Source organism: Rhodococcus sp. FW305-130 (genome assembly GCF_058788335.1).
On the sequence record NZ_JBYTAP010000003.1, the window covers coordinates 256,423 to 272,275 of the forward strand.

Genomic DNA, 15,853 nt, shown 5'->3' on the forward strand with positions numbered 1-15,853 from the left:
CGTATCGGTGTATCAACGGTTCCTCCCACTTCGGCCCTCTCAGCCGTAGCGTCGAAAATATGGATCAACGATTTTCGGTGGACTCGGTACTCATTGTCGGAGCATCAGGCAGTATCGGCCAGCTTGTCGTGGCCGAAGCCATGCGCGTCGGATTGGACACGACGGCGCTCGTTCGCGACCCGGCCCAGTCCTCCCTGTTCCCAGAAGGCACCCGAATCGCTGTCGGCGATTTCACTCGACCCGACACGCTCGGGGAAGTCTCCGACGGAGTCAACGGGATCGTCTTCACACATGGCACCTACGGCGGCGCCGGTGAAGCTGAGCAGATCAACTACGGAGCTGTCCGCAACGTGCTCGACGCTTTGAAGCATCCGGCCCGGATTGCCCTGATGACGACGATCGGCGTCACCAAACCCACGCCCGGCCACGATTGGAAGCGCCGCGGTGAACGCCTGGTACGGGCAAGTGGCTTGCCGTACACGATCGTGCGGCCGGGGTGGTTCGACTACAACAAACCAGACGAACATCACGTCGGCATGCTGCAGGGTGACCGACGGTGGGCAAGTGATCCCTCTGACGGCGTGATCTCCCGCCAGCAGATCGCAGAAGTCCTCATCGCCGCTCTGAACGCGGACACGGCCGACCACAAGACGTTCGAACTCGTCGCTGAGCAGGGAGAGGCTCAGAGCGACCTCACTCCGCTTTTTGCCGCACTTCAACCGGATTCGGAAACAACTCTCGACGGGCCACTTGATCGCGACAACTTGCCACTGGCCGTCGAGTCTCCACGCGTGCTCAGTGACCTCGACGCCATTCGTGGACGTTTCCAACTGTCCGGACCGGCGTAGTACCTAGAGTGCTCTCGAGTAGATGTCGGCGATGACGTCTGCCATGCCGTGGATGTCTTCGGTGCGGAAGAAAGGCCTGTCCACGCTGCGAGGCGCGTCGAGGTGCCGAGTATCGGCCTTATTAACTGCGCAGCTGATGGTGGTGCCACCTGAATAAGGCCATTTCTTTAGCCCTAAGTCCTTCAAGGACTGTGACATCAAACAGAAATGGAGTTTCTGTGAGAAACGCCCCCGCCGGTGCCAGCCGTCGTAAATTCCTGCTGGGAGCTGCCGGTCTGGCCACAGTGCCGATCGTTGCCGGGATGGCAACTGCCTGCGTGAGCGACCAAACGGCATCGGACCAGTCGACATCTCCCGCCACTAGCGGAGCAGGAGCCGTCGCAGCGGCGACCACGCTCACCGATCGCCGGAGGCTCGGATCCTTGGAGGTTTCGAGTATCGGACTGGGTTGCCAGACCATGGTCGGCACGCTCTACGGCCCGGTCACCAGCCGCGAGGATATGGTCACGTTGATCCGAACCGCCGCTGATCAAGGCGTCACGTTTTTCGATACGGCCGAAGCCTATGGTCCGTTCGAATCGGAACGAATCGTGGGAGAAGCGCTCGAACCCATCCGTGACCAAGTTGTAGTGGCATCGAAGTTCGGATGGAATATCGACCTCGCGACGGGTGAGCGTCTTGGTGGTGTGAACAGCCGCCCGGACAATATTCGCGGGGCTGTCGAAGGGATGCTGGCGCGACTGAAAACTGATCGCATCGACCTGCTCTACCAGCACCGAGTCGATCCGGCGGTTCCGATCGAAGACGTCGCCGGTACTGTGCGGGACCTCATCGACGAGGGAAAGGTGCTCCACTTCGGACTCTCGGAAGCGGGCCCGCAAACTATTCGCCGGGCACACGCCGTTCAACCGCTGACGGCGATCCAAAATGAATATTCCGTACTGTGGCGCGGGCCTGAAGCCGAGATCCTGCCTCTGTGTGCAGAATTGGGAATCGGCTTCGTGCCGTGGTCTCCGCTGGGAGCGGGATTCACAACGGGGACGATCAGTCCCTTCACTCGATTTGCTGCCGACGATTTCCGTGGAGCTGTGCCTCGCAACGCCCCCGACGCGATGGCCGCGAATATGCCGTTGATCCAGTTGCTTCAAGATTGGGCAGTACGTAAGGGTTCCACACCTGCGCAAATCTCGCTGGCGTGGTTGATGGCGCAACAGCCGTGGATTGTGCCTATTCCGAGCACGACTAGGACGCCGCATCTCATCGAAAACCTTGGATCTGAAGAAGTCTCGTTCAGTCCTGACGAACTCCGAGAACTGAACACTGCAATCGCGTCGATTCCGATTCAGGGAGATCGGCTGCCGGCCGGCGCGTTGGTTGCTACCGGTATCGAAGCGCCGCTTCCCTGATTCAGTCACAGTGCTGGCCTCGCTGGCGCAGAGCATGTTCGGCAAATGATCACCGACACAACAGCATTGCTGTTCCCACGAAGGCAGATCGACCTGTGACAGATTCAGCAGAACGAGAACTGGCCACATCGAGGCCAGCGAGGCGAATTGCCGAAGGAGGATTCGGCATCGTCATCGTGTCCATTGTGCTGTTCCTGTCACTCGATGTCCACGCGATCGTGACAACCGGCAGCAGGCTCGAACCAACTATCAGCGCACACGGTCTCGGTGGCGGTCGCTGGATCTTCACCGCTGCGGTAGTCCTTCTGGCGGCCGGATCAGCCGGATTTCTGATCGCCCTCATCGGCCGACAACTCACCGTCTGGAAATCGGGCGTTGCTGCCGCCATGGCAATGTGGATCATCGGGCTGATCTGCATTGCAGCATTTCCCAAGCAAGACTGGTCCCAGCCGGTGAGCATCAGTGGCATCATCCACTGGGCGGCCAGCGCTCTGGCATTTCTCAGCCTTCCGGTCGCAGCGATATTGCTTGCGCGGCCATGGCTTCGGGATCGAAATCATGCACGCTGTGCCCGGAGAACGCTGATCGCCGGAGTGATATCGATTCTGGCCTTTGTACCACTCGTCTATGCCCTGGGTGCTGACGCGGCAACTGGAGTCGACTGGTGGGACGTCGTCACGTTCGGTTACACGGAACGACTGATCGCCGCAGCGGAAGCGGCAACTCTGGTGGTGATCGGCAAATGGGCCCTCGCACGGACCTAGACGGAAATGATGACGAATTCGATCCTCGGATCACTCGAAAAGACGTAGTCATATTCGCAATTGTCATTGTGATAATCAGTGTTGCAACATATTTGGAATCGCGACCGCTTTGAGAATGCGCAACAGGGATATTCCTGTGAAGTCGCAGTAAGCGGTGGTGGTCCTGATCGTTCTCGCCATCTCATCTGCGATTCGCCGGCCCGGAAACAGGTCACCGGAAGGGCTGTAAAGTTCTCTTCCTGACCGCCTATTCGTGGTGCTCGTGTCCATCACGATGGGCGTGAGATCGGCTACCGACCACAATCGGAAAACACTGACCTTCAGGGTTCGTCACCACGGAGACTTTTACGCGACATCTCGGCATTGACCTCCCGTGACGTAGTTGGCGGGTTACTTGGCCTGCGACCTATTTCAGCGCCCGTGGGGTCAGCATGCGGCCGAGCGCGTCGGGGTGCCCGCAAACATCGGCAACGCGGTCGTGTTTCTCACCTGATGAGTGCGTACACATCTTACGTCTTACGGACTGAACTGCATCAATTCGCTCGTTCTCCCTGCTTCGAGTGTGTGCGTCGGCTGTGGCAAGTCGAGTCAATGGTTAGCCCAATCGGACCCAAAGCTCACTCTGGACGTGGTGACGATCACATGCTAGTTTTCCTATGTCCGTAATCACAACCATGTGATCGTAAATACGAACATTTTGGGGATGCGATTTCCCGAACTGGCTCATCGAGGAGAAGCAGAGTACCTATGAGACCCACCAAGCAGAGCCGCCGCGCGGCCGCTATTGCCGTGACCTCGATTCTGGCGCTGGCAGCCTGCGGGGGTAACGACAAACCGGCCACGGTTGACGGTGTCACGTCACTGCGCGTGAACACGTCTATCCCGACTATTACGATCGCCGGTGCGCTCGCGATGGACGCACAGGACATCGACGCAGCTCACGGCCTCGATGTTCAGTTCGACATGGCCGGCGCTTCCAGCACGTTGAGCATCGAGGCAGTCCTTTCCCGCGACGCAGACCTCGCTCTGGCTGGCCCGCCGTCGATTCTGGCCGCGATGCGCGAAGGTGCTCCGCTGACCATCCTCGGTTCGACTGCGAACAACCTGCAGGTGCTGGTGATTCGACAGGACGTAATCGATAGGTTGGGTATCACTCCCGACGCGCCGATCGAGAAGCGCATGGAAGCCCTCCGCGGCCTGACGATCGGAACCAATCCGTCCGGTTCCACCTATCAAACTCTCCTACGAAACGAGTTGGGTCGGTACGGATTGAACCCCGACAACGATGTCAAGCTGATCGGCATCCAGGATTCCAACGCTCTGGTCACGGGTCTCGCTCAGGGGCAGTTCGACGCGGTTGCGACGTCCAGCGGTGTCGTCGAGCAGGCAATCATCAACAGTGGTGCGGTGGTGTGGATTTCGGGACCGCGCGGTGACATCGAAGCGACTGCCGACGTTCCGGTTCTCGCCATGGTCGGCCGCACCGATTGGGTCAACGAGAACGCCGAAGTCGTCGACAAGTTCCGCGCCGCCATGGGGGAGTCGCTCGATTCGCTCGAGTCCGACCGCGACACCCTCGGCCCGATTCTCAAGGAAAAGTACTTTCCCGCGACGGATCAAGGGGTCTGGGACCTGGCGTGGGCGGAGTCTGCAGGCGGGTACCCCGACGAGCCCACCTTCCCGCGCTCCTCCTACGACTTCTGGGTCGAGAACGATCCGAAAGGTGTTGCCGCGTATGAAGATGCCAACTACGAGGATGTGACCTATGCACCCGCGAAGGGCTAGACACACCGCCGCGGCGAGTTGCGGCGCTACCGGGGCAGACTCACGAACCAGGCGTATCGTCGTTGCCGCAGTGGCGTTGATCTTGACGCTCAGCGCATGCGGGAGCGAGAAACGAACCACTGCCGAAGGTGTCACGCCTGTCGATATCAAGATGTCCGTCGCAACCTTCACGAATGCCACTGCGCTCGTGATGGCGGCGCAGGACTTGGACGCCGCTCACGACCTGGACGTCGAACTCGACCAGGCCGGTGTGTCCAGCACGTTGAGCATCGAGGCGGTGCTGTCTCGAGATGCAGATCTGGCGTTGGCGGGCCCACCGTCAGCTCTCGCGGCGATCCGCCAAGGGGCGCCGCTGACGATCCTCGGTTCGATCGCCAACAATCAGCAGGTCATGGTGATCCGTCCAGACGTCATCGCCCGTCTGGGTATCACTCCTGATGCACCCGTTGCGGAACGGATGGAGGCACTTCGTGGGTTGACCATCGGCACCAACCCCTCCGGTTCGACCTACCAAACCCTATTGAGGAACGAGTTGGGCAGGTTCGGCATGAACCCGGACGTGGACGTCAGGATGGTTGGCATCCAGGATCCGAACGCGCTGGTGACCGGGCTGGCTCAGGGTCAGTTCGACGCGATCGCAACGGCCAGCGGCATCGTCGAGCAGGCCATCATCAACAGCGGTGCGGTGGTGTGGATTTCGGGTCCACGCGGTGACATCGAAGCCACGGCCGACGTTCCGGTTCTCGCAATCGTCGGACGCACCGATTGGGTGAACGAGAACACCGAGTCCGTCGACAAGTTCCGCGACGTGATGGCCGATGCGCTCGATGCACTTAAGACTGAACGGGATGCCCTCGGTCCTGTCCTCAAGGCCGAGTATTTCCCCGCACTGGATCAAGGTGTCTGGGATCTGGCATGGGAGGAGTCCGCGGGGGGTTACCCCGACGCGCCGACCTTCCCGCGTTCTTCCTACGACTTCTGGGTCGAGAACGATCCCGAAGGAGTAGCCGCATATGACGATGTCAACTACGAGGATGTGACTTATGGCGCTGCTCAAGACTAGAAACGCACCCGCCGTGTCGGACCGGGAGATCGACACCACGGATCTGCTGCGTGTGGAGAAGGTCGCCGTCAGCTTTACCGGCGATGTGGATGTCCTGTCGGACACCTCCCTTCGCGTCGACAAAGGAGAGTTCGTCACCCTCCTCGGCCCGTCGGGCTGCGGGAAGTCGACGCTGCTGAACATGACTGCGGGAACGCTGAAGCCGAACCGCGGCGAGATATTCTTCGGTGGGAAGAAGATCACGAGCGTCAACCGTCAGGTCGGGTACGTGACACAGGAAGACACCATGCTTCCGTGGCTGACACTCGCCGCGAACATCGGTCTTCCGCTGAAGATGCGCAAGGTCGCCAAGAGCGAGATAAAGGACCGAGTCGACGAACTGCTGCTGAATTTCGGGTTGGACCACGCAGGTCACCGCTACCCAGCGCAGCTCTCCGGCGGAATGAAGAAGCGCGGACTGCTCGCTCGCGCAATGATCTACAAGCCCGAACTGCTGCTGATGGACGAGCCGTTCGCCGCGCTCGACGCCCAGATGCGTGCACAACTCCAGCGTGACCTGCGGGCCGCTGTCCGCGACACCGGTGTCGCAGTCCTGTTCGTCACACACGACCTCGAAGAGGCTGCGCTGCTGTCCGAGCGGGTCGTCGTGATCGGCGGCTCGCCCGGCCACATCATCGACGACATTCCCATCGATCTCGGCCCGGAGCGAGATCCCGACACCCTACGTTTCGACGAAGGCTTCCGCGAAATCGGCCAAACGCTGCACCGGTCGTTGCAGAGAGCGCGAGGAATTACGCCATGAGTACGAACATCGAAGAAGTGGTCACCCCGGACCGGGACGACGCCGTCGCGGCAGTGGCGAAAGCGAGCATGCTGGGAAAGAAGAAGCGTCAGCGAAAGTCGTGGATTCAGACGTCCTCTCGGCTCGGCGCCGTGGTGGTGTTCCTGATTCTGTGGTCGGTGGCGGCCGGCACCCTCGTTGACACGTTCTATCTGCCCGAGCCGACCGCGGTGGCCGAAGAGATCTGGGATTGGATCCTCGACGGCAGCCTGTGGACGAACATCATGGCGACGATGGTGCCTGCCGCGCAGGGTTTCCTCATCGGTGGGATCAGTGCCCTCGTGCTCGGCTACCTGTTCGCGATGTCGAAGACCGTCTCGATGGTCCTCGAGCCGTTCGTCGCTGCGGCATACGGCATTCCCGTCGTGGCTTTAGTGCCGCTGCTGATCCTGTGGCTCGGAATCGGGAGGTCGCTCGCGGTCGGTGTGTCGGCGATCGTGGTCTTCTTCCTGATCTTCTACAACGTGTATTTCGGTATCAAAGACGTCAAGCAAGAATTCATCGACCAGGTCCGTATCGCCGGTGCGTCTCAATGGGACCTTGTGATGCGCGTGCGACTCCCGTCGGCCCTCGTGTGGGTGGTGGCAAGCCTCAAGCTGGCCGTGCCACACGCGCTCGTTGGCGTCGTAGTCGCGGAATTCCTCACCGGTAGTGAGGGATTGGGGTACATGCTTTCGTCCAACGCAGCACAGTTCAACGCCGCAGGCACCTTCGCCTCGGTGGTAGTGCTCGCAGCCATCAGCTTCGCCCTCGACCGCATCGTCTTCATGATCTCGCGCCGCGCGCTCATGTGGAAAGAAACAGCCGAGCGCTGACAACAAAAGTCCTCCCCAAGACTGGCTTTCTCGCCGACGCACAGGCGTCGGCGAGAAAGTCGGTCTGTTCCTTTTTCAGATGCAGGCGCGTCGAATCGAAAGGTAGACAGAAGAAATGAATACTACGAGCAAGAAACCGACCTTCGTCCTCGTACACGGCGGAAGGCACGGCGGCTGGTCGTGGCAGCGCGTCGCAGACAGGCTTCGAGCCGAAGGTCACGGGGTGTACGCCCCGACCCTGACCGGCCTCGGTGACCGAGCGCATCTTGCTTCTCGGGAGGTCGGACTCGACACGCACGTGAAAGATCTGGTGGCGGTGTTCGAGTTCGAAGACCTCACCGACGTGGTGCTGGTCATGCACAGCTATGGCGGAATGGTCGGGTCGGGCGCGATGGAGGTGATCGGCGACCGGGTGCGGTCGGTCGTCTTCTTGGACGCGGTCATGCCCAGGTCGGGAGAGTCGGTCCTCGACCTACAACCGCCAGGCCGAGAGGAGCGCATCAGGGGGACCGTCGAACGGGAAGGGGACGGATGGCTTGTGCCCGCGTCCGATGCGTCCTACTGGGGCATCACCGATCCCGATGACCTCGCGTGGGTCAATCCCAGAATCACAGCTCAGCCGTTTAAGACCTACACCGACCGACTCGGTGAGGTGCGGCGCGTGTGGGAGAAGCCGACCGTGTTCATACTGTGCCAGAACGCAGATGGCGTGGCACACATCGACTCGGCGCGGGCGCTCGAGCGCAGTCACTCCGGCGATTCGAACTTCGAGTTGTGGACCCTGGTTGCCAGTCACGACGCGATGGTGACGCACACCGAGGATGTGGCAGGAATGCTCCTTGCGGCGGCCGAGCGCGAAGTTTCCGCGGTCGTCCATTGACGCGCAACGGCGGCACCGGCGAAAAATCGACGATGATCGAGTATCTGGTCGAGCAGCGCTATTCCGATCTACCGTCGCTCGTGGTGGAGCGCACGAAGATGCTGATATTCGACCAGCTGGGATGCGCTTACGTCGGTGCGGAACTTCCGTCCGGTCGTCTTGCGTTGCAGTACGCCGGCACACTCGGCGAGTCACGGGAGTCCAGCATCGCTCATTCGTCGCGCACTATGGCGGCCGTGACGGCTGCGTTCGTCAACGGCACCGCCGGGCATGCGGCCGAGCTCGATTGCGCGCATGCGACCGAGGACTTCAGGGCCACCGGTCATCCGGCCACCGTCATCGTCCCCGCCGCCGTCGCTGTGGCCGATCGCCAATGTTCCTCCGGTGCAGACCTTGTCGACGCAGTCGCGGCGGGCTTCGAGGCCGGGGGTCGCACTATCTCGGCGGTCGGCGGCCTGTCGTGGATGCGGTCGGAGCACGGCTTGTACGCCGGGTGTCTGCATTCGATCGGAGCGGCGGTCGCGTCGGCCAAACTACTCGGGCTCGACGCCGACACCACCAGGCACGCAGCCGCCCTCACGCTGGGGCAGGCGGTGAGTCCAGTCGCGTTCTTCGGTGAGCGCCGTCATATCAGCAAATCCATCACCAAAGGCGGGCAGCCGGCGACGGCCGGTGTGGCAGGCGCACTGCAAGCGGCTGCCGGTCTCGAAGGCGTCGACGACATCTTCGGCGCACCCGGGGGCATCATCGACACGTGGGGTGAGCCCGGTCGCGAATCCGCGCTGACCGACGGCCTCGGTGAGGACTACGCCGTGTTCGGCGCGAACTTCAAGTTCTACGCCGCGGGTTATCCGATCCATTCGGCGGTCGAAGCGGCATTGAGTCTGCTCGCCGATAACGGTCTGTCCGCAGAGCAGGTGCGATCGGCCACCGTCGGCATGCCCTCGTTCGCCGCCAGCGTGGTCGACTCGCGCAACATGCCCACCATCTGCATGCAGGACATGTTGTCCGTCGCCATGGTGGCGGGCCGACTGGGCTTCGAAGAAGCACACTCGTCTGCGCTGCTCGCGAGCCCGCAGGTCTCTCGGCTTCGCAAAGCGGTCACCGTGTATGTCGACGACGACCTGGAACGGAAGCAGCCGCACGGCCGGGGGGCGCGGGTCACCCTCCGGACCGACTCCGGAGAAGTCTCGCGGCTGATCGAACATCCTCGTGGGCATCGGTTCCGCGAAAACAATGTCACGTGGGACCTGCTGCAGCTGAAGTGGCAGTCGATGCTCGAACCGCGCATGGGCGCACAGCGGTTTGCTGAGCTCGTGACGTCTGCGATGGCGCTGGAGGGCCTGGATGACGTCCGAAGCCTGACCGGCATCTTGGCCGGATGACTGTCGCAGACAACTGACGACCCAACCGACAACCGTGCGGTGGGGCTGCTTGGGACGATGCGTTCGGGCCGACCCCACCGTACTGCTCACTTCACTCTTGACCATCTATGTGATGCGCGCTACATTGCGTTACGTTCCTAATTCGGACTGAAAGTTCGTATATACGGAATCGTGTGTAACTCGGTAGGCCTGCGGTTGCGTTCAGGCCCTTTCGCTCACGAGGAGTTTTCTGTTGACGAATTATTCATCACCCCCATCGGCCGTACGCGGCGTTGCGGAACCGACGGCGACGGTGGACGCGTCCGCACCGAAGAAGAACAAGATGTCGCGGGTCGCGTTCGCCAGCTTCATGGGCACGGTGATCGAGTTCTACGACTTCGGAATCTTCGGAACCGCAGCGGCATTGGTGTTCGCGGACGCGTTCTTCCCCGCATTGGGGACCTATGCAGGCACGATCGTGTCCTTCGCTACCCTGGGCGTCGCGTTCGTGGCTCGCCCGTTCGGTAGCGTCCTGTTCGGACACTTCGGAGACCGCCTCGGGCGCAAGAAGACGTTGATCGCGACGATGATGTTGATGGGTGTCTCGACGGTCATCATCGGCCTGTTACCCACCGCGGCTACGGCCGGGGTTGTGGCGCCGATCGTGCTGATCGTCCTGCGTATCGCTCAAGGCTTCGCAGCCGGCGGCGAATGGGCCGGTGCAGCACTCTTCACATCGGAGAACGCACCGAGCGAGCGCCGTGGTTTCTGGTCGATGTTCACCAATCTCGGCGGCGCGGTGGCGAATATCCTCGCGCTGTCGACGTTCTTCGTGACCGGCCTACTCATGTCCAACGAGACGTTCATCGCCTGGGGCTGGCGAGTGCCCTTCCTCCTCAGCATTCTGCTCGTCTCGGTGGGGCTCTACGTCCGGCTCAAGCTGGAGGAGAGTCCCGTATTCACCGACGAAATGGAGAGCCAGGGCCGAAGCAGCCTTCCGTTCGTGGAGGCGATGACGCACCAGTGGCGGGAAATCCTGCTCGGCGCAGGAGCTTTCGTGTCGTCCTTCGCGTTCGGGTACATAGGCATCGCGTACTTGATCAACTACGGAACAGTGACTCTCGATCTGAACCAACAGGGCGTACTCGCTGCGGGCGTGTTCGGCAACGTGGTGAACGGGGCGTCGATGATCTCGGGGGCCATCCTGTCGGACCGATTCGGTCGCCGACCGGTGCTGCTCGTGGTGAACCTGATCGGCATCCCCTGGGCGCTGATTCTGTTCCCGCTACTGGACACCGGATCGCCGGCAGCGTTCTGGTTGGCGATCACGGTCAGCTTCTTTATCGCGGGACACGGCTGGGGTGTGTGCGGATCGTTCCTGTCGGAGCTGTTTCGGACCCGATACCGCGCAACCGCCGCCGGTCTTGCCTACAGCCTCGCAGCGATTCTCGGAGGCGGTGTTCCGCCACTCGTCGCGGCAACCCTGATCAGCAAGTACGGTGGCGCGGTCTTCGGAGTGTTCCTCGCGTGCTATGCCGCAGTCGGTTTGATCTGCACCTACGTCCTGCGCGAGACGCGCAGCCGTGCGCTCGACGAAGCCCCGCCGGGCGTCGGGTTGGACCGTGCAGGCGATTCGTAACCGTGGACCGAATCACCCGGAGACATCGAGCGGTCGAGCACCGTTCCGAGCAATCGATTCGTTGGAGCCATCAATGTCATTGACCATCCGTGCCTTCTGCGTCGGGCGAGTGTACGGCCTGCCGAAACCGTCGTTCACCTACCTGCGTGGATACGGGGAGACCCAGGATCTTCCCCTCATCATGTACGTGATCGAGGGAGGGGATTCGCCCATTGTCGTCGATACCGGCGCAGACCTCGCCCGTGCGTGGGACGACCACAAGATCAATATGGAACAGACCACTGAAGAGCGGCCGGAGGAAGTGTTGCGAGCCGCCGGAATCGACGTGCGGGACGTGGCGGTGGTCGTCAACACCCACCTGCATTGGGACCACAGTTCGAACAACCACTTGTTCCCGCGCGCGCGTGTGCTGGTTCAGCAGTCCGAACTCGACTACGCACGGAACCCACTTCAGTGGCACTGCAAGCACTTCGAGATCTCCGCCGACATCGAACCCTCGTGGAAGCGAGCCGAGGACCGGATCGATACGGTGAACGGTGACACCGTGATCGCACCCGGCGTCACTCTCGTCACGCTGCCGGGGCACACGCCCGGATCGCAAGGCGTTCTCGTCGAAGCAGAGTCGACGCGATACCTGATCGCCGGCGACTGTATCTACCTGTACGACAACTGGAATGGCGACGCCGAAGCGGACCACATCCCGGTAGGGCTCTTCACCGACCTCGTCGCCTACGACGAAAGCCTGCGCAAAATCGAAAAGCTTGACTGTGAAGTCATTCCCAGCCACGACTTCCGGGTCGTGGAGCGGGCGATCTTCGAATGAAACAACTACATGACAAAGGAAGCGTGAAAATGACTTCGGCTGGATGGACGATCGACGCCGTCGAACTCGGATTACTGCCAGACATTCCGGTCGAACACATTTACTACCAGGACACGTCCGGCCGCACGCTGAACATGCCGCTCATCATGTACGTCCTGCGATCGGGTGGGCGGACGGTGATCGTCGATACCGGCGGCCCTGCCGACGAGGAGAAAATCCTTCGCATGACCCCCTTCGGATACGTGGTGCCCGAATCGAATCGAATCGACAACGTCCTCGACAGGATCGGTGTGAACCCCGCCGACGTCGATCTCGTGATCAACACGCACCTGCACTGGGACCACTGCTCGAACAACAACGTGTTCGCGAACGCGGAAATCGTGTTGCAGGAGAAGGAACTGGCTTACGCACACGCTCCGTGCGAGGCGCATATGCCTGCGTACGGTTTTCACGCTGACGAAGCGCCCATCTTTTCGTTGGCGGAAGACCGGATCCGAACCGTCGACGGCAGTTGCGAACTCGCGCCTGGCCTCGGCGTCGTGCCCCTGCCGGGCCACTCGCCCGGTTCGCAGGGAGTCCGCGTCGATACCGGCGCGGGCACGTTCGTTATCACCGGCGATTGTGTGGACACCTACCGCAACTTCGACGAGTCGCTGCCGTCGGGCCGGTTCTCCGACCTTGACGCCTACAAAGCGAGCTTGGCGTTCCTGAGGGAAACAGGATGGACACCTCTGCCCAGCCACGACCCGAAGGTGCTGGAGAAAGGCCAGTTCGGGCAATGAAGTTCGGTCATCGTCATTGAAGGCGTTTGCAGGCGCTTCAGTTATTCCTGAATACGGAGAATCAATGTCCAAATACGAAATCCCGGAGTACAGCCGGGCCGCAGTGATCACCGAATTCGGCGGCGATCTCGAAGTGCGCGAGGTGCCGATACCGGAGCTGGAGCCAGGCGGCGCCTTGGTTCGTATCGAAGCAGCCACGGTGTGCGGCAGTGATGTTCACGTCTGGGACGGCTCGCTGAGCGCGGGCGGAATTCGCCCTATCGTGCCGCCGGTCATTCCCGGGCACGAGATGACTGGCAGGGTGGTGGCGCTCGGTGAGGGGCGAGTACCGCTGGTCGGTGGTGGAGATGTAGCCGTGGGAGACCGCATCGTGTTCGGGCCCGGTCGCTGCGGTTCGTGCTACTTCTGTGCAGTCGCGAACCAGCCCAGCCTGTGCGCCAATCGCAAGCACTACGGGGACAACTGTGAGCAGTATCCGTACCTTGTCGGTTCGTTTTCCGAGTACACGTACGTCTATCCCTCGTCGAGGAAAGTGTTGGTTCCGGACAACGTGAAGTCCGAATGGTCTTCGGCCGGAAGCTGTGCTCTCCGAACGGTGTTCAACGCGTACGAGCGACTCGGCCGAATCCAGCCCTGGCAGACGGTGGTGATTCAGGGCGCGGGCCCACTGGGATTGTTCGCCACGGCGCTCGCGGCGCAGTCGGGTGCCGAGCGCATCATCGTAGTCGGGGCACCCGACGCCCGTCTGAAACTGGCCACGGCGTGGGGTGCTCACGACGTCGTTTCGGTCGAGGACGCATCCTCGTCCGAGGACCGTGTGGCGGCGGTCCGAGAACTGACCGGCGGCCACGGTGCCGAGATCGTCCAGGAGTGGTCGGGCGGACGCACAGCGTTCGCCGAGGGTCTCGACATGGTGCGGCGAGGTGGGCGTTTCCTGATCGGCGGTCAGGTCGGTCCTCAGCTCGCCGAGATCCAACCGTCCAAGATCATGCGAAATCACCTCGACATCATCGGCTCCATGTCGGCGTCCGAATCGCACTACTGGCAGGCAATGAAATTCCTGTCGTCGACGCAGGACCGTTTCGATTTCGATCAGATGCTGACCGGCCGGTACGGCCTGCATCAAGTTTCGAATGCGTTGCGCGCAATGCAGGATCTCAGCGCAATCAAACCCGTCATCGACCCGACACTCACGGAAAGTGGGCAGCAATGATTCGTCACGAGCAGTTCTACGCCAACGGCAAATGGGTCGACTCGACGGCCACGGAGTTCATCGACATCGTCAATCCGGCAACTGAGGAACTGATCGGCCAAGTGGCGCGGGGAACGAGCGCCGACGTCGACACTGCCGCCGCTGCAGCCTTCGGCGCCTTCGGCGAGTGGTCGACGTCCACGGTCGCCGATCGAGTCGACGTCTTGAGATCTCTAGCGGACATCATCGAGCGCAACGGTGACGAAGTCACCGATTCGATCGTGGCCGAGATCGGACAGCCGCGCGCCTGGGCACAGAAGGCGTCGACCCAGACCACGATCGACGATTTACGTAACTTCGCCGACGCTCTGCCCACCGTCGTCTGGGAAGAACAAGTGGGCACCGCGAACGTCCGCCGACTACCCGTCGGCGTCGTGGGAGCGATCACCGCCTGGAACGGCCCGATCCGATCGGTATGCCTCAAAGCCGGCGCCGCCATCGCGGCCGGCTGCACGGTAGTACTCAAGTCGAGTGAGGTGGCGCCTTTGACGCCCTTTCTGCTGGCGAAGTACACCGAGGAGGCGGGTCTTCCGGCCGGTGTTCTCAACATTGTCACGGGAACGGGACCCGAAGTGGGAGAGGCGATCACACTGCATCCCGATATAGACATGGTCTCTCTGACGGGTTCGGTGCGCGCGGGAAGCCGGGTCATGGAGCTCGCTTCACGCTCGGTGAAGCGAGTCGCGCTCGAGCTGGGCGGAAAGTCCGCGAACATCATCCTCGCCGACGCCGATCTGGAGAAGGCAATTGCGGGCGGCATCGAGGACGCATTCCGGAACTCTGGCCAGGCGTGCGGGGCACTCACACGAATTCTGGTGCCGCGTGACCGCGTTGCCGACGCCGAGCGAGTCGCCGCGGCGAAGGCGGAGTCCTTCGTGGTGGGAGATCCCGTGGACCCGTCGACCCACCTCGGTCCGCTCGCCAACCGCGCTCAGTACGATCGGGTCCGCAGTCACATCGGCCGAGCCCTCGACGAGGGCGTACGGCTGGTCACCGGGGGACTGGATCGGCCGGACGGGTTGGGCGAGAAGGGCTTCTATGTTCGCCCGACGGTCTTCACCGGAACGAATCAGGACCGAATCGCACGCGAGGAGGTCTTCGGACCGGTTGTGGTGATCATTCCGTTCGACGACGAGGCCGACGCGGTGCGGATAGCCAACGACTCCGACTACGGACTCGCGGGCGGCGTGTGGGCCGGGGATCTGGACAAGGCACGCTCGGTCGCGACCCGCATCAGGACCGGACGCGTTCGCATCAACGGAGCACCCATCGACATGCGTGCACCGCATGGCGGCCTCAAGCTGTCCGGCATCGGCCGGGAGATGGGACGTCACGGCATCGAGGATTACCTGGAATATCAGTCGGTTCACGGCTGAGCCCGCGCTCAGTCGTGGATCAGTTCGGTTCTCCGGCACCACCGGTTTCTCAGGTAGGCGTCCGGCGTCGGATCGAGTTGCACACCACCATCGAACAACCGCTGTCGGCTCTGGGATGTCTTGAAGGCAAGGTTTTTACAGGCATATGCCATTCGGGCAACCGCACCGTCTGGGGTGAGTGGGCAGCAATGCTGATCAATTACTACGAGAGGGTC

General features: G+C 61.8%; 14 protein-coding genes. All 14 read left to right on the forward strand.

What is annotated here, in order from left to right:
* The first annotated feature begins 59 nt into the window (after window positions 1-59).
* The 14 genes from AC3WQS_RS11240 (at window position 60) to AC3WQS_RS11305 (ending at window position 15,638) form a co-directional block, all read left to right on the forward strand.
* Window positions 60-848 carry an SDR family oxidoreductase gene (locus tag AC3WQS_RS11240; RefSeq protein WP_020906215.1) on the forward strand — a complete coding sequence of 263 codons (789 nt, stop codon included), beginning with the start codon at window positions 60-62 and terminating at the stop codon, window positions 846-848.
* 218 nt (window positions 849-1,066) lie between these two features.
* On the forward strand, window positions 1,067-2,254 hold the full coding sequence (locus AC3WQS_RS11245; RefSeq protein ID WP_060938430.1) for an aldo/keto reductase: 1,188 nt from the start codon (window positions 1,067-1,069) through the stop codon (window positions 2,252-2,254).
* 95 nt (window positions 2,255-2,349) lie between these two features.
* Window positions 2,350-3,018 carry a DUF998 domain-containing protein gene (locus AC3WQS_RS11250; RefSeq protein WP_492712726.1) on the forward strand — a complete coding sequence of 223 codons (669 nt, stop codon included), beginning with the start codon at window positions 2,350-2,352 and terminating at the stop codon, window positions 3,016-3,018.
* Between the two features lie 747 nt (window positions 3,019-3,765).
* A complete protein-coding gene (locus tag AC3WQS_RS11255; protein ID WP_020906218.1) occupies window positions 3,766-4,803 on the forward strand; it encodes an ABC transporter substrate-binding protein in 1,038 nt (345 codons plus the stop codon).
* A complete protein-coding gene (locus AC3WQS_RS11260; RefSeq protein WP_197941153.1) occupies window positions 4,784-5,866 on the forward strand; it encodes an ABC transporter substrate-binding protein in 1,083 nt (360 codons plus the stop codon). Before AC3WQS_RS11255 ends, AC3WQS_RS11260 begins: the two co-directional genes overlap by 20 nt.
* Window positions 5,847-6,668, forward strand: coding sequence for an ABC transporter ATP-binding protein (locus tag AC3WQS_RS11265; protein WP_020906220.1), 822 nt, complete (start codon window positions 5,847-5,849; stop codon window positions 6,666-6,668). The genes AC3WQS_RS11260 and AC3WQS_RS11265 overlap by 20 nt, the downstream gene beginning before the upstream one ends.
* Window positions 6,665-7,522, forward strand: coding sequence for an ABC transporter permease (locus tag AC3WQS_RS11270; RefSeq protein WP_060938429.1), 858 nt, complete (start codon window positions 6,665-6,667; stop codon window positions 7,520-7,522). Before AC3WQS_RS11265 ends, AC3WQS_RS11270 begins: the two co-directional genes overlap by 4 nt.
* Before the next feature lie 115 nt (window positions 7,523-7,637).
* On the forward strand, window positions 7,638-8,402 hold the full coding sequence (locus tag AC3WQS_RS11275; protein ID WP_060938428.1) for an alpha/beta fold hydrolase: 765 nt from the start codon (window positions 7,638-7,640) through the stop codon (window positions 8,400-8,402).
* Window positions 8,403-8,434: 32 nt separating this feature from the next.
* The gene (locus tag AC3WQS_RS11280; protein ID WP_459114090.1) at window positions 8,435-9,787 is read left to right on the forward strand and encodes an MmgE/PrpD family protein; all 1,353 of its coding nucleotides are present in this window, start codon (window positions 8,435-8,437) and stop codon (window positions 9,785-9,787) included.
* A gap of 232 nt (window positions 9,788-10,019) precedes the next feature.
* A complete protein-coding gene (locus AC3WQS_RS11285; protein WP_020906224.1) occupies window positions 10,020-11,405 on the forward strand; it encodes an MFS transporter in 1,386 nt (461 codons plus the stop codon).
* 73 nt (window positions 11,406-11,478) lie between these two features.
* Window positions 11,479-12,228: an N-acyl homoserine lactonase family protein gene (locus tag AC3WQS_RS11290; RefSeq protein ID WP_020906225.1), complete on the forward strand. Its 750-nt coding sequence runs from the start codon at window positions 11,479-11,481 to the stop codon at window positions 12,226-12,228.
* Window positions 12,229-12,257: 29 nt separating this feature from the next.
* On the forward strand, window positions 12,258-13,010 hold the full coding sequence (locus tag AC3WQS_RS11295; RefSeq protein WP_492712727.1) for an N-acyl homoserine lactonase family protein: 753 nt from the start codon (window positions 12,258-12,260) through the stop codon (window positions 13,008-13,010).
* Between the two features lie 64 nt (window positions 13,011-13,074).
* The gene (locus AC3WQS_RS11300) at window positions 13,075-14,223 is read left to right on the forward strand and encodes a zinc-binding dehydrogenase (RefSeq protein WP_020906227.1); all 1,149 of its coding nucleotides are present in this window, start codon (window positions 13,075-13,077) and stop codon (window positions 14,221-14,223) included.
* Window positions 14,220-15,638, forward strand: coding sequence for an aldehyde dehydrogenase family protein (locus tag AC3WQS_RS11305; protein ID WP_020906228.1), 1,419 nt, complete (start codon window positions 14,220-14,222; stop codon window positions 15,636-15,638). The genes AC3WQS_RS11300 and AC3WQS_RS11305 overlap by 4 nt, the downstream gene beginning before the upstream one ends.
* Window positions 15,639-15,853 lie beyond the last annotated feature (215 nt).